At 68.8% G+C, this 18644-nt stretch carries 20 protein-coding genes and 1 pseudogene; 13 read left to right on the top strand and 8 right to left on the bottom strand.

Annotation, left to right across the window (positions count from 1 at the left end; genetic code table 11):
• Nucleotides 1–127: pseudogene (locus tag FN976_RS29610) on the top strand (IS481 family transposase); the annotation flags it as partial.
• Here the strand turns inward: FN976_RS29610 and FN976_RS27410 are convergent.
• Genes FN976_RS27410 through FN976_RS27425 form a run of 4 tightly spaced genes read right to left on the bottom strand, consistent with a single transcriptional unit; the run spans nucleotide 124 to nucleotide 2810 of the window.
• Nucleotides 124–675, bottom strand: coding sequence for a GNAT family N-acetyltransferase (locus FN976_RS27410; protein WP_145897031.1), 552 nt, complete (start codon nucleotides 673–675; stop codon nucleotides 124–126). The pseudogene FN976_RS29610 and the gene FN976_RS27410 overlap by 4 nt on opposite strands.
• A gap of 7 nt (nucleotides 676–682) precedes the next feature.
• Complete coding sequence (locus tag FN976_RS27415) at nucleotides 683–1702, bottom strand: serine hydrolase domain-containing protein (RefSeq protein ID WP_145897033.1); 1020 nt, start codon at nucleotides 1700–1702, stop codon at nucleotides 683–685.
• The gene (locus FN976_RS27420; RefSeq protein WP_145897035.1) at nucleotides 1699–1893 is read right to left on the bottom strand and encodes a type II toxin-antitoxin system antitoxin; all 195 of its coding nucleotides are present in this window, start codon (nucleotides 1891–1893) and stop codon (nucleotides 1699–1701) included. The genes FN976_RS27415 and FN976_RS27420 overlap by 4 nt, the downstream gene beginning before the upstream one ends.
• Before the next feature lie 20 nt (nucleotides 1894–1913).
• Complete coding sequence (locus FN976_RS27425) at nucleotides 1914–2810, bottom strand: SPFH domain-containing protein (RefSeq protein ID WP_145897037.1); 897 nt, start codon at nucleotides 2808–2810, stop codon at nucleotides 1914–1916.
• A gap of 75 nt (nucleotides 2811–2885) precedes the next feature.
• On the opposite strand from FN976_RS27425, the gene FN976_RS27430 reads away from it, so the two are divergent.
• A complete protein-coding gene (locus tag FN976_RS27430) occupies nucleotides 2886–3374 on the top strand; it encodes an ABC transporter ATP-binding protein (RefSeq protein WP_145897039.1) in 489 nt (162 codons plus the stop codon).
• 19 nt (nucleotides 3375–3393) lie between these two features.
• On the opposite strand, the gene FN976_RS27435 is transcribed toward FN976_RS27430, so the two are convergent.
• The 3 genes from FN976_RS27435 to FN976_RS27445 form a co-directional block, all read right to left on the bottom strand.
• Entirely contained in the window at nucleotides 3394–4356 is a 963-nt protein-coding gene (locus FN976_RS27435; RefSeq protein WP_145897041.1) for an MBL fold metallo-hydrolase, read from the bottom strand.
• Between the two features lie 32 nt (nucleotides 4357–4388).
• Entirely contained in the window at nucleotides 4389–6338 is a 1950-nt protein-coding gene (locus tag FN976_RS27440; RefSeq protein WP_186511239.1) for an alpha/beta hydrolase domain-containing protein, read from the bottom strand.
• Nucleotides 6339–6434: 96 nt separating this feature from the next.
• A complete protein-coding gene (locus FN976_RS27445) occupies nucleotides 6435–7349 on the bottom strand; it encodes a LysR family transcriptional regulator (protein WP_186511241.1) in 915 nt (304 codons plus the stop codon).
• 109 nt (nucleotides 7350–7458) lie between these two features.
• Between FN976_RS27445 and FN976_RS27450 the strand changes: the two genes are divergently transcribed.
• From FN976_RS27450 to FN976_RS27480, 7 genes are read left to right on the top strand one after another with little or no spacing between them, the layout of a single operon-like run.
• Nucleotides 7459–8427 (top strand): Bug family tripartite tricarboxylate transporter substrate binding protein, encoded by a 969-nt coding sequence (locus tag FN976_RS27450; protein WP_145897045.1) that lies wholly within the window; start codon nucleotides 7459–7461, stop codon nucleotides 8425–8427.
• A 29-nt stretch (nucleotides 8428–8456) separates the two neighbouring features.
• Nucleotides 8457–9827 carry an MmgE/PrpD family protein gene (locus tag FN976_RS27455; protein WP_145897047.1) on the top strand — a complete coding sequence of 457 codons (1371 nt, stop codon included), beginning with the start codon at nucleotides 8457–8459 and terminating at the stop codon, nucleotides 9825–9827.
• A 2-nt stretch (nucleotides 9828–9829) separates the two neighbouring features.
• On the top strand, nucleotides 9830–11020 hold the full coding sequence (locus FN976_RS27460) for a CaiB/BaiF CoA transferase family protein (RefSeq protein WP_145897050.1): 1191 nt from the start codon (nucleotides 9830–9832) through the stop codon (nucleotides 11018–11020).
• A complete protein-coding gene (locus FN976_RS27465; protein WP_145897052.1) occupies nucleotides 11020–11841 on the top strand; it encodes an enoyl-CoA hydratase in 822 nt (273 codons plus the stop codon). The genes FN976_RS27460 and FN976_RS27465 overlap by 1 nt, the downstream gene beginning before the upstream one ends.
• An 11-nt stretch (nucleotides 11842–11852) precedes the next feature.
• On the top strand, nucleotides 11853–12842 hold the full coding sequence (locus FN976_RS27470; protein ID WP_145897054.1) for a quinone oxidoreductase family protein: 990 nt from the start codon (nucleotides 11853–11855) through the stop codon (nucleotides 12840–12842).
• Entirely contained in the window at nucleotides 12839–13810 is a 972-nt protein-coding gene (locus tag FN976_RS27475) for a Bug family tripartite tricarboxylate transporter substrate binding protein (protein ID WP_145897056.1), read from the top strand. The genes FN976_RS27470 and FN976_RS27475 overlap by 4 nt, the downstream gene beginning before the upstream one ends.
• 17 nt (nucleotides 13811–13827) lie before the next feature.
• A complete protein-coding gene (locus FN976_RS27480) occupies nucleotides 13828–14643 on the top strand; it encodes an ABC transporter substrate-binding protein (RefSeq protein WP_145897058.1) in 816 nt (271 codons plus the stop codon).
• Between the two features lie 31 nt (nucleotides 14644–14674).
• On the opposite strand, the gene FN976_RS27485 is transcribed toward FN976_RS27480, so the two are convergent.
• Nucleotides 14675–15079, bottom strand: coding sequence for a YXWGXW repeat-containing protein (locus FN976_RS27485; RefSeq protein ID WP_145897060.1), 405 nt, complete (start codon nucleotides 15077–15079; stop codon nucleotides 14675–14677).
• 120 nt (nucleotides 15080–15199) lie between these two features.
• On the opposite strand from FN976_RS27485, the gene ttcA reads away from it, so the two are divergent.
• The 4 genes from ttcA to FN976_RS27505 all read left to right on the top strand — a co-directional run bounded on the left by ttcA (nucleotide 15200) and on the right by FN976_RS27505 (nucleotide 18627).
• Entirely contained in the window at nucleotides 15200–16120 is a 921-nt protein-coding gene (gene ttcA, locus FN976_RS27490) for a tRNA 2-thiocytidine(32) synthetase TtcA (RefSeq protein ID WP_145897062.1), read from the top strand.
• A 41-nt stretch (nucleotides 16121–16161) separates the two neighbouring features.
• Entirely contained in the window at nucleotides 16162–16758 is a 597-nt protein-coding gene (locus tag FN976_RS27495) for a DUF4136 domain-containing protein (RefSeq protein WP_145897064.1), read from the top strand.
• 62 nt (nucleotides 16759–16820) lie between these two features.
• Complete coding sequence (locus FN976_RS27500) at nucleotides 16821–17465, top strand: histidine phosphatase family protein (protein WP_145897066.1); 645 nt, start codon at nucleotides 16821–16823, stop codon at nucleotides 17463–17465.
• Nucleotides 17434–18627, top strand: a complete 1194-nt coding sequence (locus FN976_RS27505) for a DSD1 family PLP-dependent enzyme (protein WP_145897068.1) — start codon at nucleotides 17434–17436, stop codon at nucleotides 18625–18627. Before FN976_RS27500 ends, FN976_RS27505 begins: the two co-directional genes overlap by 32 nt.
• Nucleotides 18628–18644: the final 17 nt, after the last annotated feature.

An 18644-nucleotide genomic window follows, 5' to 3' on the forward strand; every position in this document is an offset into this window, starting at 1 on the left:
GCGTCGAGCCGCTTTGCCGCAGTGGAACCACTTCTACAACTGGCACCGACAGCACCATGGGATCGGCTGCAAACCGCCAATCTCCAGGCTCTCAGCTACAAACAACCTCTTGACACTTCACACCTAGAGCCCAACACGGAACCGGAGCTCGCGGCCTCCGCCCAGGGACGCCAGCTTCTCGAATTCCTCGACGAGCACTCCGCCATTGGCAGCGATCACCTTTTGCGAAGGCAGGTTCTCCGGCGACGTGGTGATTTCCACGTGCGGTAGTCCACGAGTTCTTGCTTCCCGCAGCATCAAGCCCAGCGCACGAGTCGCGTAGCCAAGCCGCTGCTTCCAGGGCACCACGCCGTACCCGATGTGGCCCAGGCAGTACGCCGGCAGTTCCGGCGTGCCGTCGGCCCAGCGCAACTGAATGCTGCCGCAGAACTCGCCGTCCCACATCCACTTGCGATAGCCCGGCAGCCTCGGCACGACCGAGCCGTCGGGCAGCATGACGCCTTCGCCGCCGCCCTGGAAGTTCACCAACCGGTCGAAGAAAGCATCCGGGTTCTGCCGGATCGCGGCGAGCTCTTCGTCCGCCACTTGCGGCCGCAGGTTGTTCGGCGACCAGCCACGCCGAAGCGCATCGGCATAGGAGCGCAGGTATTCGGGAGCGGGCCAGACCAGTTGCATGGACCCGTCAGCCGGCCTTCTGCGCCGCGGGCAGGATGCCTTCCTGCAGCAGCTGCAGGAAATGCGCCCTGCGCTGGCTGTCGGCGGATACCGTCGAAGTGATCGCCACGACCAGATCCAGTGGCGGATGCACCCAGATCACCTGGCCGGCGTAGCCGCTCGCCATGTAGGTTCGGCGCGGCGCCTCATTCGGCAGGATCCACCAGAGATAGCCCAGGGGCATGTTCACCGGAGCGCCGCCGCGGTTCTGCGGGCGGGTCGCATCGGCCACGTACCCGGCCGGCAGCAGTTGCCGGTCACCCCAGCGCCCCTGCTGCAGGAACAGTTGGCCCAGCTTCGCCATGTCGACCGTCCGCATGTGCAGGATAGGTGCGTAGCGGGGCTCGGCCATGCCCAACGGCTCCACCAAATGGCGCCGTGCGTAGTCGGCCAGCGGCATGCTGGTGGCGCGCTCGAGCAAGGCACCCAGCAGCACGACGATCGCGTTGTCATAGGCGAAGCGTTCGCCCGGCGCCGCAATCAGCGGGCGTGCCCAGCCCTGGGCCGGCGGCAGCTTGCCCGTGATGGAGGTCGCCGATCCCAGGTCGAAGCCGGCGCTCAGGGTCAGCAGGTGTTTCACCGTGATGTCGCGCGTGCGCGGGTCGGCGTTCAGCGCGGCCCACTCCGGTACCAGCGCGACCACGGGCTGGTCGATGCTGCGGATTTCTCCGCGTCCGATCGCAATGCCCACCAACGCTGTCAGTGCGCTCTTCTCCACGGATTGCACGTTGCGCAGGGTGTCCGGAGCGCCGTCACGGTGGAACTCGTGGCGCAGGCGTCCGCCCAGCACGATGGCCACGCTCTGCACGTCGGTCCAGCGGCGCGCGAGCGGATCTTCGAGCGCCGCGAAGGCGCGCGTGTCGGCCGTCCGTTCGTCCGCGGTCGAGGGGCGCCATTGCGCGGACGCGGTCCACGGCAGGACACCAAGCGGCACGGCACCCAGCATCGCGAGCCACCGGCGCCGCGCAGCACGCCTCAGTTCATTCACTTGGGGTTCTCCTTTCGTGCCCGTTCCGCCGCCGCACCCGGCAGGCGCCCGCGCCGCGCCAGCGCTTCCCGCAGCAGGAACTCCACCTGCGCGTTCGCGCTGCGAAGCTCCTGCGCGGCGAGGCGCTCGACCTCCTCCCACAGCAGGGGATCGATGCGCAGCGGAAACGCCTTCTTGCCGGGACTCGCCATGCGGCTTGGGTCTCAGCTTCTCAGGTGTACAGCGTGCCGGTGTTGACCACCGGTTGCACATCGTGATCCGAGCACAGCACCACCAGCAGGTTGGACACCATCGCCGCTTTGCGTTCGTCGTCGAGCACGACCAGGTTGCGTTCGGACAGGCCCCGCAACGCGGCCTCCACCATGCCCACCGCGCCGGCCACGATCTGGTGGCGCGCGCTGACGATGGCCGTGGCCTGCTGGCGGCGCAGCATCACCTGCGCGATCTCGGGGGCGTAGGCCAGGTGGGTCAGCTTGGCATCGAGCACCTCCACGCCGGCGCTGGCGAAGCGCAGGTTCAGCTCCGCCTTCAGCGCATCGGCCACGGTGTCGAGCCCGGCGCGCAACGTGGTCTCGTCCGCGTCCAGGTCCTCGCCGCTGTCGTAGGCATAGAGCGTCGCCAGGTGGCGGATCGCCGCTTCGGCCTGGATGCTGACGAACTTGGTGTAGTCGTCGATCTCGAACACGGCGCGTGCGGTGTCCACCACGCGCCAGACCACCGCGGCGCCGATCTCCACCGGGTTGCCGCGCTTGTCGTTCACCTTCAGCGGCGCGGTGTTCAGGTTGCGCGCCCGCAGCGAGATCTTGCGGCCGCTTTGCAGGGGATTGGTCCAGCGCAGGCCTTCGGTTCGATCGGTGCCCTGGTACTTGCCGAACAGGGTGAGGACGATGCCTTCGTTGGGCTGGAGCATGTAGAGCCCCGGCAGCAACGCCATGCCGGCCAGCAACAATGCGACACCCACCGCGGTGGGCGCCGCCTGCCGGGCGAGAACGAACAGGCCGGCGGCGAGGATGGCAGCGGCAATGAAGACGATTGCGTAGCCACTCAGCGAGCGGTATTCGTCCTCGGTTCGATCGTAGGAATGGGCAATGGCGGCGGGAGCGGACATGAGGGGCGTCTCCGGAAAAGTGATATCACTCTAATATCGAAAATCGCCCCTGTCAACTCACGGCATCATTGGCGGATGGCATCAGCGACGGACCCCGCCCTTCCGCCCGGACTGGTCGCCGTGACCGGTGACGAAGGGTCCGGCAAGACGCGCTGGCTGCGGGCGCTCGGCGGCGACGTGCTCTGGCTCGACCTGTTCCTGCCCGGGCAAGACGAACTGACGCCCGCGCAGGTGTGGCAAGCCCTGGCGGCGCGATGCGCTCGCTGGAACGCGGAGCTGCTGGAGGAACTGATCGCCGCACTGGACCTCAGCGACCATCGCGACAAGCGCCTCTTCATGCTCTCGACCGGCAGCCGGCGCAAGGTGGCTCTCGCAGGCCTGCTGGCCAGCGGTGCCACGGTGACCTGCCTGGACCAGCCGTTCGCCGCGCTGGATGCGGCGTCGGCCCGGATCATTCGCGAATTCCTCGCAGACATGGCTGACCACCCGACCCGGACGTGGGTGGTCGCCGACTACGAGGCGGACGAGCGCCTGCCCTGGCGGCGCCGCATCGCGCTGGGCTGATCCACCGGCCGCCGGACGATCAGCAGCCCGCAGTGCACTTCCCGGCGGCGTCGAACTCCATCGTCCGGCCCGACAGCGGGATGTGCACCGGCATCTTCGCCGCCCGGGCAAACGCCTCGGTCTTGCTGCCGGCGCGCACCTTGCCGCCCACGGTGCCGACCTCGTTGGCATGCGACGCGATCACGGCGGCGGGCCTCACCATGTCGTTCACCACGAACGCCGCTTCGGCAGGCCCGGTCGTGAAGCCGTCGCCGATGTTCATGACGGCCAGCTTCGCGTTGTAGTGGGTCCGCACGATCTCGTGATCGGCGGTGATGCCCGTGTCGCCCGACAGCCAGGCGACGAGCCCGTTGCTGAAACGCAGCACGTAACCGGTGGCGGGGCCCACGTCCCCCGCGATGCCCGCGTCCTTCAGGAACTGGCCGAAGGGCCCGCCGATGTAGTCGGGGTCCACGCCGTTGCTGTGCAGGGCCGTCACCGTGGCGATGCGGACGGCGCCCACGGTCACGCTGCCACCGAACCGGGCCAGCATGGAATCAGCGGCGTTGCCGCCATTGGCCCGCAGCTTGGCCGCAAAGAACGCGGGCATCTCGCTGCCGGTCACGATCTTGGCCTTCTTGGCCAGTGCGATGTTGACCACGCTGGTGTTGGGCGCCGCCGAAACACTGATGTCGGGCCGCTCGCAGGTGCCGGCGTTGGGCTCCTTGATGTGCGCATTGCCGGCGTGGTCGCCATGCATGTGGCTCACCAGGACGACGTCGATCTTGCCAAGACGCGGGTCGTTCGCGCCGGCCACGGTGCGGCCCGGGTCGTAAAGGATGCGCGTGCCGTTGGGGTCTTCGAAGATCAGGGCGCGGTCCTGCGGACAGAACTCGCCTTCGATGCCGCCGAGCGGCGTGACCTTGACGACTTGGGCAAAGGACGGCGCGGCCAGCAGCGCCGCGAAAGCGGTGGCCGCGGCCCAGCGTTTCAGGTGTTTCATGGTGCTCCTCATGGCTCGTTGAAAGTCAAAGCTCAGCGCAACTTGGACAGCCCGTCACGCGCAGCTGCCTCCACGGCGCGCTGCGCATCTTCCGGCAGCAGCAACCGTTCCGCGACCATCTGCGCGGTCGCTGCTCGCACCGCCGCCACATAGGCCGCATCGTCGGGGTAGCGCTCCGCCAGTGAAGGCCGCGGATCGCGCGCGGCCTCGCGCTCGGCGCGCGTCGTCGCGAAGGGCACGACGGCCCCTTGCAGCGCGAACAGCGTGCCCGCGCCATAGCCTTCGGGCCGCGGGTTCCAGCCGGTGTACGTCGCGCGTGGCGCGGCCAGTGCCGGCAGGCGAATGCCGGCGATGGCCATGCCATCGGCATCGGCCCGCGGCACGAACACGGGGTAGCTGCCCAGCACCTTGGCCGGGAACACGTTGGGATCCGTGAACGCCGCGCCGGTGTAGATCGCGGCATACGGCAGGCCCGGGATGTTCGTGGGGACGGCGTCCGCGGCCGCGACCAAAGTCCCGTGGGCACGCATCGGCACCCGGCTGGCGGGCGGCTCCGTGCCGGTCGTGATCCAGCCTTGCATGGCAACCAGCAGTGCGCGCATCGGCGCACCCGCGTGCATCGGATTGACGGGCAGCGCCATCGTGGGCGCGCGGCGCACCTTGTCCGTCGCTTCCGTGAAGTGCGGTGTGCCGGTGATCATGTAGGCGCGCACGTCCGCCGGCAGGTCGAGGTGGTTGCCCGCCGCGTCCGTGACCACCAGCGACGCCCGGGACGCCCACCATTCGTGCTCGCTGTCGGTGTGGATGATGCGCGGGCACGTGTTGTTGGCGCGGCAGCGCTGCAGGATGCCGTCGCGCTTGCCGCTCAAAGGGTCGGCCAGCGGCTCGTAGGTGAAGGGGAAGGTGTCGGCCTGCCAGGACGGGTCCTGCGGGTGCCGCGCGTTGCGCCCAGGGTTGCCGAAGCGGACGTTGGTCGCCATGCGGCGGGCGCCGGCAATATGGGGCATCAACCCGTCGAACACCTTGGCGCCCTGCAGGTCTTCGTTGAAGCCGAGATGCAGGAAGTCGCGCAGGAAGCGGCCCGACTGCGACACGCCGAAACCGATGGCGCGCTGCGGCAGGCGGGCCGCCAGCGGATTGGCGGCGCTCGTGTCCTTGCGCAGGAACGCCACCACGTCGCGGGTCGCGGCGAAGCCCAGCCCCAGCACGATGGCGTCGCGGCCGGTGTAGGTGACTTCATAGAGCGCACCGGCATCGAAGCCGGTCGCCGGCCGCGTGATCTCGACCGTCTGGGCCCCGGTCGCGCGAATGGCGAGGCCGGCGGGCTTCTCTCGTGGCGCGTCCCAGCGCGCCCGCACGGTGACCGCGAGCGAGCCGGGGTCCGCCACCGGGTAGGACAGGGTCTGCTGCGCCGGGCTGCGCATGTGGTCGAAGATGAACTCGTCGCGCACCGCCCCGGTCACACCCTGCAGCACCGGCGCCGCCAGCGCGATCTGGCGCGGCTGCGAGGGAATGTCCGCCTGCCACCCGACCCACGCGATGGTGTAGCCCTGGCCATGCATGAAGCCGAGCCCGGCGTCCGCCGCCTTGTCGATCGCGTTCGAGCCCGCATCGCTCGCGTCGTCGAAGAGCTGCGGGGCCCGTTTGCGGCCCCGGTTGGGAACGTCGACGAACAAGGTGCCGTTGCCGCGCGCGGGGTCCGCGGGCCGCAGCAGCACCACGTCCGTGGTCGCTTCGACCTTGCCGGCCGCGTTGCGGGGTGCCTTGTCGATGTCGGCAATGACGGCATTGCGGCGGTCCGCCGGGTCCAGCGCGATGGTGGCGCGCCCCGTGACCCGCACGTAGGGGCCGACGGCACCGAAGCTGCGCCCCTCGAACACCGGAACGCTCTCCAGCACTTCGAAGCGGACGACCTCGGCTTGCGCCGCGGCGGCCATCACGCACAGCGAGCAGCCAGCGGCCTGCAGCAGACTTCTGAGCATGGGCTTGTCTCCTTTTGCCGCGCATCTTGGAGGCGGCCGCCCGCTCTGTATATTGCAACTTTTGGACGGATTCATGCAGTCCAGGCATGAATGGCGTCAGTCGCGCCGGATGGTTTTCCGCTTGCCACGGCCGGCGTCCGTGAGCAGTTTCGCGAAGGCGGCGGCCGCCGGTGAGAGCCCCCGGCCACTGCGCCGCACGATGGCCAGCGTGCGGCTGATCTCGGGCTGTTCCAGCTTCACGCCGACGACCGAAGCCGGCCGTTGCGGCAGCGTGAGCTTGGGCACGACGGCCAGGCCCAGCCCGCTTTCCACCAGCCCGATCAGCGTGGAGACGTGGCGCACTTCGATGATGGGGCGCGGCAGGGGCGGCAGCTCGGCCAGCGCCTGGTCGATCAGCAGGCGGTTGCGCGACGCATGCGAAACGCGCGCGTGCGGATACTCTGCGAGCTCCTGCCAGCGGACCGAACGCCGCTTGGCCAGCGGGTGTCCCGCCGGCACCGCCAGCACATAGGGCTCCTTCAGCAGCGGCGTGAACTCCACCTCCGGGTCCTGCATGCCGATGTAGTTCACCGCGAAGTCGGCCTCGCCGTGCTTCACGCTGGCCAGCACCTCGTCGGCGCCCTCCTCGATGATGCGGACCAGCACGCGCGGATGCTGCGCGCGGAAGGCGCGGATCACCGGCGGCAGAAAGTGGTGGACGGCCGAGAAGACGCAGCCGATCGTGACGTCGCCGGCCTCCAGCTCCGCCGCGTCGCGCAGGCTGAAGACGGACCGGTCGAGGTCCTCCACCAGGCCGCGCACCTCGCCGAGGAAGCGCTGGCCCAGCACCGTGAGCGCCACGCTGCGCGTGGTGCGGTCGAACAGGCGCACGCCGAGCAGCTCTTCCAGGTGGCTGATGCGCCGGGACAGTGCCGGCGGCGAAAGGTGGAGTGCTTTCGCCGCGGCGGCGAAGCTCTGCAGTTCGCCGACGGTGACGAAGGCGCGGAGGTCGGCGAGCGAAGGCTTGATCATGGGACCGGCGCATTCGTCCGGCAAATGCACCAAAAGCTCAGAAACTTGCAATTTACAGCATGCGCGCGCGCGCGGATGATGCCCACATTCCAACAAGGAGACATCCCGAATGAAGCGCCGCCAATTGCTGCAGGCCGCATCGGCCGCCGTCGCCCTGCCCGGCCTCGCGCTCGCGCAGTCGTATCCCGCCAAACCCATCCGCTACATCGTGCCGGTCGCGCCTGGCGGGGGCAGCGACATGATCGCCCGCGTCGTCACCGAACGCTGGGGCAAGGCGCTCGGCCAGCCCTTCACGGTGGACAACCAGGGCGGTGGTGGCGGCGTGGTGGCGTGCCAGACCGCGTCACGCGCGGCGCCCGACGGCTACACCTTGCTGCAAGGCTACGTGGCAACGCACGGCACGACGCCGGCCACCCGTCGCGTGCCCTACGACGCCGTCAAGGACTTCACGCCCATCGGCATGATCGGCGCCACGCCCAACGTGCTGGCCATCAACGCCAACGTGCCGGCGAAGGACGTCAAGGAGTTCATCGACTACGTCAAGCGCAATCCAGGCAAGCTCAGCTATGGCTCGGCCGGGCCCGGCTCGCTCACCCACCTGACCATGGAGCTGTTCAAGCAGGAGACGGGGGCGTTCATGCTGCACATCCCCTACCGCGGCATCGCCCCCGCCATCAACGACGTGCTGGGCGGCCAGACGCAGGCCATGTTCCCCGGTCTTGCCGCGGCGCTGCCGCACCTGCGTTCGGGCCGCATGCGCGCGCTCTGCGTCACCGGCACGCAGCGCAGTCCGCAGCTGAAGGACATCCCGACCATGGACGAAGTCGGCTTCAAGGGCTTCGACGCGATGCAGTGGTACGGCTCGGTCGGCCCGGCCGGCATGCCCGCCGACATCGTGCGGCGCCTGAACGAAACCCAGGTGGCCGTGCTGAAAGCGCCGGACCTGGCCGAGAAGCTCGCCGGCGAAGCGGTCGATCCCTGGCCGATGACGCCGGAGCAGTTCGGCCAGTACATGCGCGCCGACATCGCCCGCTGGACGGCGCTGGCCAAGGCCCGCAACATCCGGCTCGACGAGTAGTTCACCCATCACTTCCTGAAAAGATCCCCTTGGCCCGCAATACCCAAGTCGCCGCCGACACGGCGGCCCCGCCCATCACGTCCATCCTCGCGCGCTTCGTCGCCGGCCATGCCTCGCGCGGCTGGACCGATGCCGTGGAGCATGAAGCGCATCGCACCTTCTACAACTGGCTCGGCTGCGCGATCGGCGCGGCCCGCCACGAAGCCGCCGACGCGGCGATCGCCGCCGTGCAGATGCTCGCCCCCGCGCCCCAGGCCTCCGTGCTCGGCCGCGCGGAAAAAGTCGACATGGCCAGCGCCGCCCTCGTCAACGGCATCACCTCGCACACCTTCGATTTCGACGACACGCACCTGAAGACCATCATCCACCCGGCGGGGCCCGTGGCCTCGGCCGTGCTGGCGCTGGCCGAGCACCGCGGCGCGTCCGGCCGGGACGTGATCGACGCGCTCGTGCTGGGCATCGACGTCGCCTGCCGCATCGGCAACACGATGTACCCCGACCACTACGACCGCGGCTGGCACATCACCGGCTCCACCGGCATGCTGGGCGCGGCGGCCGGCTGCGCGCGCCTGCTGCGGCTGGACGAGCAGCAGGCCGCGATGGCGCTCGGCATCGCCGCCTCGCAACCCGTCGGCCTGCGCGAGCAGTTCGGCACGATGACCAAGCCGTTTCACCCCGGGGGCGCGGCGCGCGCCGGCCTGATGTCGGCCCTGCTCGCCAGCCAGGGCTTCACCGCCAGCCCGCGAGCGCTGGAGGCACCGCGCGGCTTCGTGCAGGTGGCTTCGGACAAGCGCGCGTGGAACGAAGTGACCGACGAGCTGGGTGAGCGCTTCGAGATCTCCTTCAACACCTACAAGCCTTTCGCCTGCGGCATCGTCATCCACCCGAGCATCGACGCCTGCGTCCAGCTGCGCGACCGCGGAGTCACGGCCGACCAGGTCGAGCGCATCGAACTGCGGGTGCATTCGCTGGTGCTGGAACTCACGGGCAAGAAGGAACCCAAGGACGGCTTGCAGGGCAAGTTCAGCGTGTACCACGGCTGCGCGGTCGGGTTGATCCATGGCCGGGCGGGCGAAGAAGAGTTCTCGGACGCCGTCGTCAACGATCCGGCAGTGGTCGCGCTGCGCAACAAGGTGCGCGCCACGGTGGACGATTCGGTCGACGAAGCTTCCGTCCAGGTGGCCGCGGTGCTGCATGACGGCCGGCGTGTCGAAGTCCAGGTCGAACACGCCATCGGCTCGCTCGAGAACCCCTTGTCCGACGCGCAGCTCGAAGCGAAATTCGCGGACCTGGTGGTGCCCGTGCTGGGTGGAACTCGCAGCCGCGACATCACGGCGCAATGGCGCGGCTTGGCCGCGATGGCGGATGTCCGCGCCTTGACGGCGTTGTGCCGGCCCTGAGCATGCCGCACCTGCCTGCTTCCGCCGCGCTGCAACGCTTCCGCGTGATCGACCTCACGCAAGTGCGGGCCGGCCCGACGGCCTGCCGGCAACTGGCCGACTGGGGCGCCGACGTCATCCAGGTCCAGATGCCCGAACACATGCGCGGCGACGACACCCTGGGCGGCCAGGATGGCTCCGACTACCAGTACACGCACCGCAACAAGCGCTCGATCACGCTCGACCTCAAGCAGGCCGAAGGCATCGCGACGCTGAAGCGGCTGATCGCCGGCGCCGACGTCGTGGTGGAAAACTTCCGTCCGGACGTGAAGTACCGCCTCGGCATCGACTACGAGTCGCTCGCCGCGGACCACCCGCGCCTGGTTTACGCCAGCATCTCCGGCTTCGGCCAGACCGGGCCGCTGGCCACGCGGCCCGGCTTCGACCAGATCGCGCAAGGCATGGGCGGGCTGATGTCGGTGACGGGCGAGCCGGGCCAGGCGCCGATGCGCGTCGGCATCCCCATCGCCGACCTTTGCGCGGGCATCTTCGCTGCGCAAGGCATCCTGGTGGCGCTGCTGGAACGCGAAGCTTCAGGCAAAGGCCAATGGCTGCACACCTCGCTGCTGGAAGCCATGGTCTACATGATGGACTTCCAGACCTCGCGCTATCTCATCGATGGCGAGGTCGCCACCCAGGCCGGCAATTTCCACCCCACCAGCATTCCGACGGGCGTCTACAAGGCGCGCGACGGCTACATGAACATCGCCGTGTTCGGCTCCAAGATCTGGGAGCGCTTCTGCAACATCCTGGGCGCGCCGGAATGGATCACGGACGAGCGCTATCACGACAAGCCCTCGCGTTCGGTCAACCGCGATGCGCTGAATGCAGAGATCAACCAGCGGCTCGCGCAACAGGACCGCAGCCACTGGATCACACAGCTCAACGAAGGCGGCGTCGCTTGCGGCCTGATCAACGACATGCGCGAAGTGTTCGACGAGCCGCAGGTGCGGCACCTGGGCATGGTGAAGGACATCGTGTCGAAGTGGCACGGTCCGCAGCGCCTGGTCGGCCAGCCGGTGCAGCTGGAGCGCACGCCCGGCACCGTGGCCCGCGCGGCGCCGCGCCGTGGTGAGCACTCCGAGGAGATCCTGCGCGAGCTCGGGCTCGGCCAGGACGACCTCACCCGCATGAAAGCCGCCGGAGTCTATTGATGGCCGAACCCACAGTCGAAAACATCTACACCTCCAGCACCGAGCGCGTGCAGACCTGGCTCGAAGGCCGCACGCTGCATATCCGCTTCAACAACCCGGCGAAGCACAACGCGCTGTCGGTCGACATGTGGGAGGCCGTGCCCCCTCTGCTGGCAATCGCGCGCGACGACGACCGCGTGCGGCTGGTCGTGTTCTCCGGCGCCGGTGACAAGGCCTTCGTCTCCGGCGCCGACATCTCGCAGTTCGAGGACATGCGCGCCGCGCGCGAAGCCGTCGCGTACTACGAGAAGATGGCCGAGACCACGCTGATGGGCATCCACGACTTTCCGAAGCCGACGCTGGCCTGCATCCGCGGCTTCTGCATCGGTGGCGGCGTCAATGTGGCGATCAGCTGCGACATCCGCATCGCCTCGACCGACTCGGTGTTCTCCATCCCGGCGGCGCGGCTCGGCCTGGGTTACCGCTATTCGGCGATGAAGAACCTGGTGGACCTGATCGGCCCGGGCGCTGCCAAGGACCTGTTCTTCACGGCGCGGCGCATCGACGGCGTGGAAGCCAAGGCGCTGGGCCTGGTGTCGCGGGCCTGCCCACCCGACGGCTTGCCGGGCCTGCTGGCGGAGTACAGCGCGGCCCTGGCCGAGAACGCGCCGCTGACCGTGATGGCCGGCAAGGCGATCACGCGCGAGATCCTCAAGGTCTCGCCGGAAGTCGACAACGAACTCTGCGCCTCGTTGATCAAGGGCTGCTTCGAAAGCGCCGACTACGCCGAGGGCCGCAAGGCCTTCATGGAAAAGCGCAAGCCGGTGTTCACCGGCCGCTAGGAAGGAAGATCATGCAGTCCTGGTGGATGCAGATGACAGACACGGCCACGGTGCTGGAGCGGCGTGACACGCCTGTTCCGGTATCGGGCGCCAAGCAATTGCTGGTGCGCCTGCGCGCGGCCTCGCTGAACCGCGGCGAGTTCCTGCTCGGGCACGGCCTGCATGGCAAGCCGGGCAGCTGGAAGGCCATCGGCGGCGAGGGCGCCGGCGAGGTCGTCAGCGTGGGCGCCGAGGTCAGCGGCTTCGCCCCCGGCGACCGGGTGATGGGCCGCTGTGCCGGCGCGTTCTCGGAATACGCCCTGATGGAAGCCGGCGAAGCCATGGCGATCCCGCCCACGCTGAACTGGGAGCAGGCTTCGAGCATCCCGCTGACGTTCCTGGTGGCGTTCGACATGCTGGTGCTGCAGGGCCGCTTGCAGGCCGGCGAATGGCTGTTGATCAACGGCGCTTCGTCGGGCGTGGGCGTGGCCTCGCTGCAACTGGGCAAGGTGCTGGGCGCGCAGGTGATCGGCACATCCGGCTCGCAGACGAAGCTGGACGCCCTGCGAGACCTGGGGCTGGACGTCGGGCTGTGCACGCGCCAGCCCGACTTCGCTCCGGCCGTGATGGCAGCCACCAGGGGCCAGGGCGCGGACCTCGTGGTCAACACGGTCGGCGGCACGGTGTTCACAGAGAGCGTGCGCACGCTGGCGTTCGAGGGCCGCCTGGCCACCGTCGGCTATGTCGATGGTGTGGTGCACGCGGACATTGACCTCGAAGCCCTGCATGCAAAGCGGCTGACCCTGTTCGGCGTCTCCAACAAATTGCGGACCAAGGAGCAGCGTTCGGCCGCGGTCCCGCGCTTCGTGGCCGAAATCCTGCCGCACTTCGCGGCCGGACGCATCACGCCGCAGATCGACCAGGTCTTCGACTTCGCCCGACTGCCCGAAGCGAAGGCACGCATGGAAGACGGCGGCCATGTCGGCAAGATCGTCCTCAGGATCCAGGGAGACCCACGATGAAAAGAAGGCCTTTCGTGCTCGCGCTCGCCCTCGCCGCGTGCGCCTGCGTTTCCTGGGCGCAGCCCGCGCCCTACCCGAGCAAACCGGTGCGCCTGGTGATCGGCTTCGCGCCGGGCGGGGCCGCCGACTACGTCGCCCGCGCGATGAGCGACGCCTTCGGCAAGGCCCTGGGCCAGACCGTGGTGGTGGACAACAAACCGGGCAACGGCTCCAGCGTCGCCGCCGAACTCGTGGCGAAGGCGCCCGCGGACGGCTACACCTTGCTGATTGCCAGCCCGAGCAGCATCTCGGTGAATCCCGCGCTCAATCCGAAGCTCGGGTACACACCCGCGGAACTGGCGCCGGTGACGAAGATGACAACGTCGCCCCTGGTGCTGGCGGTGAATCCGGCCACCGGCATCCGCACCGTGGCCGAACTGATCGCGGCCGCGAAGAAGGATCCGGGCAAGCTCAACTATTCGACCTCGGGCAACGGCTCCGCGCCGCACCTGGGCGCCGCGCTCTTCACCATGCTCACCGGCGCGCAGATGACGCACGTGCCGTACCGTGGCGGCGCGCCGGCGATCCAGTCGGTGATGGCGGGCGACACGCAGGTGACCTTCGGCACCTCGCCTTCGGTGCTGCCGCAGGTGAGCGGCGGCCGCCTGCGCGCCATCGCGGTCAGCACCACCGAGCGTTCACCCCTCGTGCCAGATCTGCCCGGCATGAAGGAAGCGGGCCTGCCGGAGTACAACCTGGAGTTCTGGTACGGCATGTTCGTGCCGGCCGGCACGCCGCCCGCCGTGGTGAAGAAGATCTACGACGCGACGATCGCCGCGATGCAGCAGCCTTCAGTGAAAGCCGCATTGGCGCGCGAAGGCACCGAAGTGTCCATCTCGCCCGGGCCGGAACAGTTCAAGTCCTTTCTCACCGAGGACAGCAAGTTCTGGGTGAATCTGGTCAAGAGCGCCAACGTCAAGGTGGAATGAATGCCATGGAGAACCACATGAACCGCGATTCCGCCATCGACCGCCGCGCCTTCTGCGCGGGCGGCGTCCTGTTGCTGGCCGGCTGCGCCAGCACAAGCTCGTCGCCGTCCGCGGCGGCTGCCGCCGCTGAACTCTCTTCCACGGGCAAGCTGCGCGCTGCGATCAATTTCGGCAATCCGATCCTCGCCAATCGGGGACCGGGAGGTGAACCCGTGGGTGTCTCCATCGACCTCGCGCGCGAAGCCGCGCGCCGCCTGGGCATCCCGGTCGAACTGGTGCTGTTCAATTCCGCGGGCAACGTCGTGGAGGCCATCAAATCGCGGCAGGTGGATCTCGCGTTCGTGGCGATCGACCCGGTACGCGGGGCCGACATGGACTACACAGCGCCCTACGTGATCATCGAAGGCGCGTACCTCGTGCGCGAGGCTTCGCCGCTGCGCCGCAACGAGGACGTCGACCGCGCCGGCAACCGCGTGGCGGTGGGACGCGGCAGTGCCTACGACCTGTACCTCACGCGCGAACTCAAGGCAGCCACGCTCGTGCGCGCGCCGACGTCGCCCGAGGTCACCAACCTGTTCATGGCGCAGAACCTCGAAGTGGCTGCGGGGGTGAAGCAGCAACTGGAGGCGGATGCGAAGCGGGTCGGCGGCGTGCGGCTGCTGCCGGGGCGCTTCATGGTGATCGAGCAGGCCATGGGCGTGCCCAAGGGCCGGCTGGCGGCGCAGGCGTGGCTGAGCGCCTTCATCGAGGAGATGAAGGCGTCAGGCTTCGTCGCCGCCGCACTGCAACGGCACCGGATCGAGGGCGCCGCCGTGGCACCGCCCCGCAAGTAGCGCTCAGGCCGCCCTCGCGGGCGGCGCGGGGTCAGCTCTTGTTCGGGTTGTTCGGGTTGCGGTCGCGCGAGTTGCGCACGCCGTCGCCGTCCTTGTCCCGGTCATTGCGGTTGGAGATGCCGTCACCGTCGCGGTCGCCCCGGCGCCAGTTGCCGGCCTGGTAGTGCCAGCGGCCATTGCGCTCTTCCCAGCGCGGCTCGCTGTAGGCATAGCCGCGGCGCTCGCGCACCCAGTGGCCTTGCGCCCAGACGTGACGGCGGCCGTTCCATTCCCAGTGGCCGGGAACCCAGACCGAGCCGCGGCGCGGTTTCGGCGCGACTTCATTCCGCGGCGGCGGGGGCGCGACCTGCACGATGATGTCGCGCGCCAGCGCCGGAGCGCTGATCGTGCCGAACGACGCCGCGACAACGGCGGCGAGCAAGAGCTGTTTGAACATGGGGTCTCCAACAAAAAGTTGTGACTCGACCGTAAGTGCAGTGGCCGGATCCCGGCGCAGGACAATCGCCCGCCGGTCCGTCATCCGGCGCCGCTTGCGCCCGGATGCGAAAATGGCTCCATGAGTGCCGTCTGGATCGACCATGAGACCCCGCCCCTGCCGGCGGAACGCAAGATCGAGCGCGAGAACCACAAGCTCGAAAAGCGCCTGTGCCGGCTGGCCGGCCAGGCCATCACCGACTACGGGATGATCGGCGAGGGCGACAAGGTGATGGTCTGCCTGTCGGGTGGCAAGGACAGCTACGGCTTGCTCGACATCCTGCTCAAGCTGCAGGCGCGCGCGCCGGTCAATTTCAGCCTGGTGGCCGTCAACCTCGACCAGAAGCAGCCGGGCTTCCCGGAACACGTGCTGCCGGACTACCTCGAGGCGCTGGGCGTCCCCTTCCACATCGAGAACCAGGACACCTACTCGATCGTCAAGGACAAGATCCCGGCCGGCAAGACCATGTGCAGCCTGTGCAGCCGGCTGCGCCGCGGCATCCTGTACCGCGTGGCGACCGAACTCGGCGCAACGAAGATCGCCCTGGGCCACCACCGCGACGACCTGCTGCAGACGCTGTTCCTGAACATGTTCTTCGGCGGCAAGCTGAAAGGGATGCCGCCCAAGCTGCAGAGCGACGACGGCCGGCATGTGGTGATCCGCCCGCTGGCGTACGTCGCCGAAAAGGACTTGGCCCGCTGGGCCGAGCTGCGGGAATTCCCCATCATCCCCTGCACCCTGTGCGGCAGCCAGGAGAACCTGCAGCGCAAGCAGGTCGGGCAGATGCTGCGCGAATGGGAGCGCAAGCATCCCGGGCGGCTGGACAACATGCTGCACGCCCTGCAGAACGTGGTGCCGTCCCACCTGGCCGACGGAACACTGCACGATTTCAAGGGTCTCACCGCCACGGGCGTGGCCAGCGACGACGGCGACAAGGCGTTCGACAGCGAGGAGTTTCCCGCCGCCGCCGGCCTGCCCAGCCTGCAAGTCATCCAACTCTGAGGCACGCCAGGGGTGCGCCTCGCGCGCTCGGGAGGCGCTTCATGGCACGCATCGTCCGCCTGCTGCTCATCGCGTTCGCGGCCACGGCCTTGCTCGGCGGCTGCGCCACGGGCTACCTGCTCGACAACCGGGTGCAGTCGTTCACCACGGCGGGCGCTGCCGCCACGCCGCCGTTCAGCTACCGCTTCGATCGCCTGCCGTCGCAGCTCGCGGAGCCTTCGCAGGCCACGCTGGAGGCCTACGCCGATCCTGCCTTGCACAAGGCGGGACTGCAGCGTGACGACGCGGCGCCGCGCTACAGCGTGCAAGTGTCCGCTCGCATCCAGCGCACCCTGTCGCCCTGGGCCGACCCCTGGCAGCCCTGGGGCTGGGGCTTCGGCATCGGTGGGCGCGGCTGGGGCTTCCACCGCCCCTTCCCGTACATGGAGCAACCGTGGTTCCAGCGCGAAGTGAGCGTCGTCGTGCGCGAGCTGCCGGCCAACCGCGTCGTGTTCGAGAGCCATGCCGCCAACGACGGGCCCTGGCTCGATAACCGATCCGTACTACCGGCCATGTTCGAGGCTGCGCTGCAGGGCTTCCCCAACCCGCCAACCGGTCCGCGGCGGGTCGACATCCAGGTGGGCGCCGCCGCCCGCTGACGCTAACAACTCGCAACCGATTGGTCGTCTCATGTAAAGCGCGCTCCATACAATGTGGCGTTATGGAAGCCACGCGCATCATTGCCGTCCGGCATGGAGAAACCTCCTGGAACGTGGACGCGCGCATCCAGGGCCAGCTGGACATCCAGCTGAACGACACCGGCCGCTGGCAGGCCCGCCGAGTGGGCGACGCCCTCTCCGGCGAAGACCTCAGCGCCGTCTACTCCAGCGACCTGGGCCGGGCCCATGAAACGGCGCGCGCCATCGCCGACGCCGCCGGCATCCCGGTGGTGGCCCACCCCGGCCTGCGCGAGCGCCGCTTCGGCATGTTCGAAGGCAAGACATTCGACGAGATCCACCAGACCTGGCCCGACCACGCCCAGAACTGGAAGAAGCGGATCCCCGAATGGGAGCCGCCCCAAGGCGGTGAATCGCTGCTGCAGCTGCGCGAGCGGGTGACGCGCACCATCAGCGACCTGGCGGCGCGGCACGGCGGGGAGCAGATCGCCGTGGTGGCGCATGGCGGGGTGCTCGACACGCTCTACCGCGTCGCGACGGGGCAGGAAGTGAATTCACCGCGCACGTGGCAGTTGCCCAACGGGGCCATTAACAGGTTGCTGTGGACGCCCGAGGGGTTTACTCTCGTGGGCTGGTCGGACACCCAGCACCTGGACCATGCAGCCCACGACGAAAACACCTCTTTCTGAAGACCTCCGCCGCCTGATCGGGCAGCCGGTCAGCGCCATCGACACCCCGTCGCTCGTCGTCGACATCGACGCGATGCAGCGCAACCTGAGCCGCATGGCGGAGTTCGCGCGCAAGCACGACATCCGCTGGCGGGCCCACGCGAAGACGCACAAGAGCTCGGCCCTCGCCAAGCTGGCGATGCAGGCAGGCGCCTCGGGCATCTGCGTGCAGAAGACCAGCGAAGCCGAGGCCATGGCGGCCGGCGGCGTCACGCAGATCTTCATCAGCAACGTGGTGATCGCGCCGCAGAAGCTGGCGCGCGTGGCCGACCTGGCGCACCGCCTCACCGTGGAGCACGGGCAACTCGCCATCGCCGTCGACAGCGTGGAGGGCGTGCGCCGCCTGTCGCAGGCGATGAACGAGCGGCGCAACGGCGGCGGCGCGGCGGTGATCGACGTGTATGTGGAACTCGACGTCGGCCAGGGCCGCTGCGGCGTCACCCCCGGCCGGCAAGCCGTGGAACTGGCCCTGGAGGTCCGCAAGCACCCCGCGTTGCGCTTCGCGGGCCTGCAGGCGTACCACGGCAAGGCGCAGCACATGCGCACGCCAGCCGAACGCCGCGACGCCATCAGCGTGGTCGTGCAGGACGTCCTGTTCACCCGCAAGCTGATCGAAAGCGAAGGCGTGCCGGTGGACCTGATCACCGGCGCGGGCACCGGCAGCATGGTCTGCGAAGCCGCGAGCGGCGCCTTCGGCGAACTGCAGCCCGGCTCCTTCCTCTTCATGGACGGCGACTACGCCGCGAACGAGCGCGACCCGGCGCAGCCGGCGTTCGAGCATGCGCTGTTCGTCAAATCGCAGGTGGTCAGCTCCGGCGTGCGGCATGCCGTCTGCGACGCCGGCCACAAGAGCCACGCCGTCGATTCCGGCCTGCCGACGGTGCTGACGGTGGACGAGACCGGCGAGCTGAAATACGCGAACGGCGGCGACGAGCACGGCATCCTGCGCCCCACCGGCAAGAACCAGCGCGTGCCGCAGATCGGCGACGACATCTGGCTGATCCCGGGCCACTGCGACCCGACAGTCAACCTGCACAACCACCTGGTGGGCGTGGGCGGGGGGCTGGCCAACGGCAAGGTGGAGCGGATCATCCGGGTTGATGCCAGAGGCGCGCTGACCTGAAGACAAGGAAAATCGGG

The organism is Caenimonas sedimenti (assembly GCF_007833165.1).
Classification (GTDB): domain Bacteria; phylum Pseudomonadota; class Gammaproteobacteria; order Burkholderiales; family Burkholderiaceae_C; genus Ramlibacter; species Ramlibacter sedimenti.

What these genes read in the sequence shown, in the direction of transcription:
- FN976_RS27465 (WP_145897052.1), top strand. Translation starts at nt 11,020, where the DNA reads ATGGCCGAACCCACAGTCGAAAACATCTACACCTCCAGCACCGAGCGC.
- FN976_RS27500 (WP_145897066.1), top strand. Translation starts at nt 16,821, where the DNA reads ATGGAAGCCACGCGCATCATTGCCGTCCGGCATGGAGAAACCTCCTGG.
- FN976_RS27480 (WP_145897058.1), top strand. Translation starts at nt 13,828, where the DNA reads ATGAACCGCGATTCCGCCATCGACCGCCGCGCCTTCTGCGCGGGCGGC.
- FN976_RS27470 (WP_145897054.1), top strand. Translation starts at nt 11,853, where the DNA reads ATGCAGTCCTGGTGGATGCAGATGACAGACACGGCCACGGTGCTGGAG.
- FN976_RS27430 (WP_145897039.1), top strand. Translation starts at nt 2,886, where the DNA reads ATGGCATCAGCGACGGACCCCGCCCTTCCGCCCGGACTGGTCGCCGTG.
- FN976_RS27420 (WP_145897035.1), bottom strand. Translation starts at nt 1,893, where the DNA reads ATGGCGAGTCCCGGCAAGAAGGCGTTTCCGCTGCGCATCGATCCCCTG.
- FN976_RS27435 (WP_145897041.1), bottom strand. Translation starts at nt 4,356, where the DNA reads ATGAAACACCTGAAACGCTGGGCCGCGGCCACCGCTTTCGCGGCGCTG.
- FN976_RS27425 (WP_145897037.1), bottom strand. Translation starts at nt 2,810, where the DNA reads ATGTCCGCTCCCGCCGCCATTGCCCATTCCTACGATCGAACCGAGGAC.
- FN976_RS27450 (WP_145897045.1), top strand. Translation starts at nt 7,459, where the DNA reads ATGAAGCGCCGCCAATTGCTGCAGGCCGCATCGGCCGCCGTCGCCCTG.
- FN976_RS27505 (WP_145897068.1), top strand. Translation starts at nt 17,434, where the DNA reads ATGCAGCCCACGACGAAAACACCTCTTTCTGAAGACCTCCGCCGCCTG.
- FN976_RS27440 (WP_186511239.1), bottom strand. Translation starts at nt 6,338, where the DNA reads ATGCTCAGAAGTCTGCTGCAGGCCGCTGGCTGCTCGCTGTGCGTGATG.
- ttcA (WP_145897062.1), top strand. Translation starts at nt 15,200, where the DNA reads ATGAGTGCCGTCTGGATCGACCATGAGACCCCGCCCCTGCCGGCGGAA.
- FN976_RS27460 (WP_145897050.1), top strand. Translation starts at nt 9,830, where the DNA reads ATGCCGCACCTGCCTGCTTCCGCCGCGCTGCAACGCTTCCGCGTGATC.
- FN976_RS27485 (WP_145897060.1), bottom strand. Translation starts at nt 15,079, where the DNA reads ATGTTCAAACAGCTCTTGCTCGCCGCCGTTGTCGCGGCGTCGTTCGGC.
- FN976_RS27410 (WP_145897031.1), bottom strand. Translation starts at nt 675, where the DNA reads ATGCAACTGGTCTGGCCCGCTCCCGAATACCTGCGCTCCTATGCCGAT.
- FN976_RS27475 (WP_145897056.1), top strand. Translation starts at nt 12,839, where the DNA reads ATGAAAAGAAGGCCTTTCGTGCTCGCGCTCGCCCTCGCCGCGTGCGCC.
- FN976_RS27445 (WP_186511241.1), bottom strand. Translation starts at nt 7,349, where the DNA reads ATGATCAAGCCTTCGCTCGCCGACCTCCGCGCCTTCGTCACCGTCGGC.
- FN976_RS27495 (WP_145897064.1), top strand. Translation starts at nt 16,162, where the DNA reads ATGGCACGCATCGTCCGCCTGCTGCTCATCGCGTTCGCGGCCACGGCC.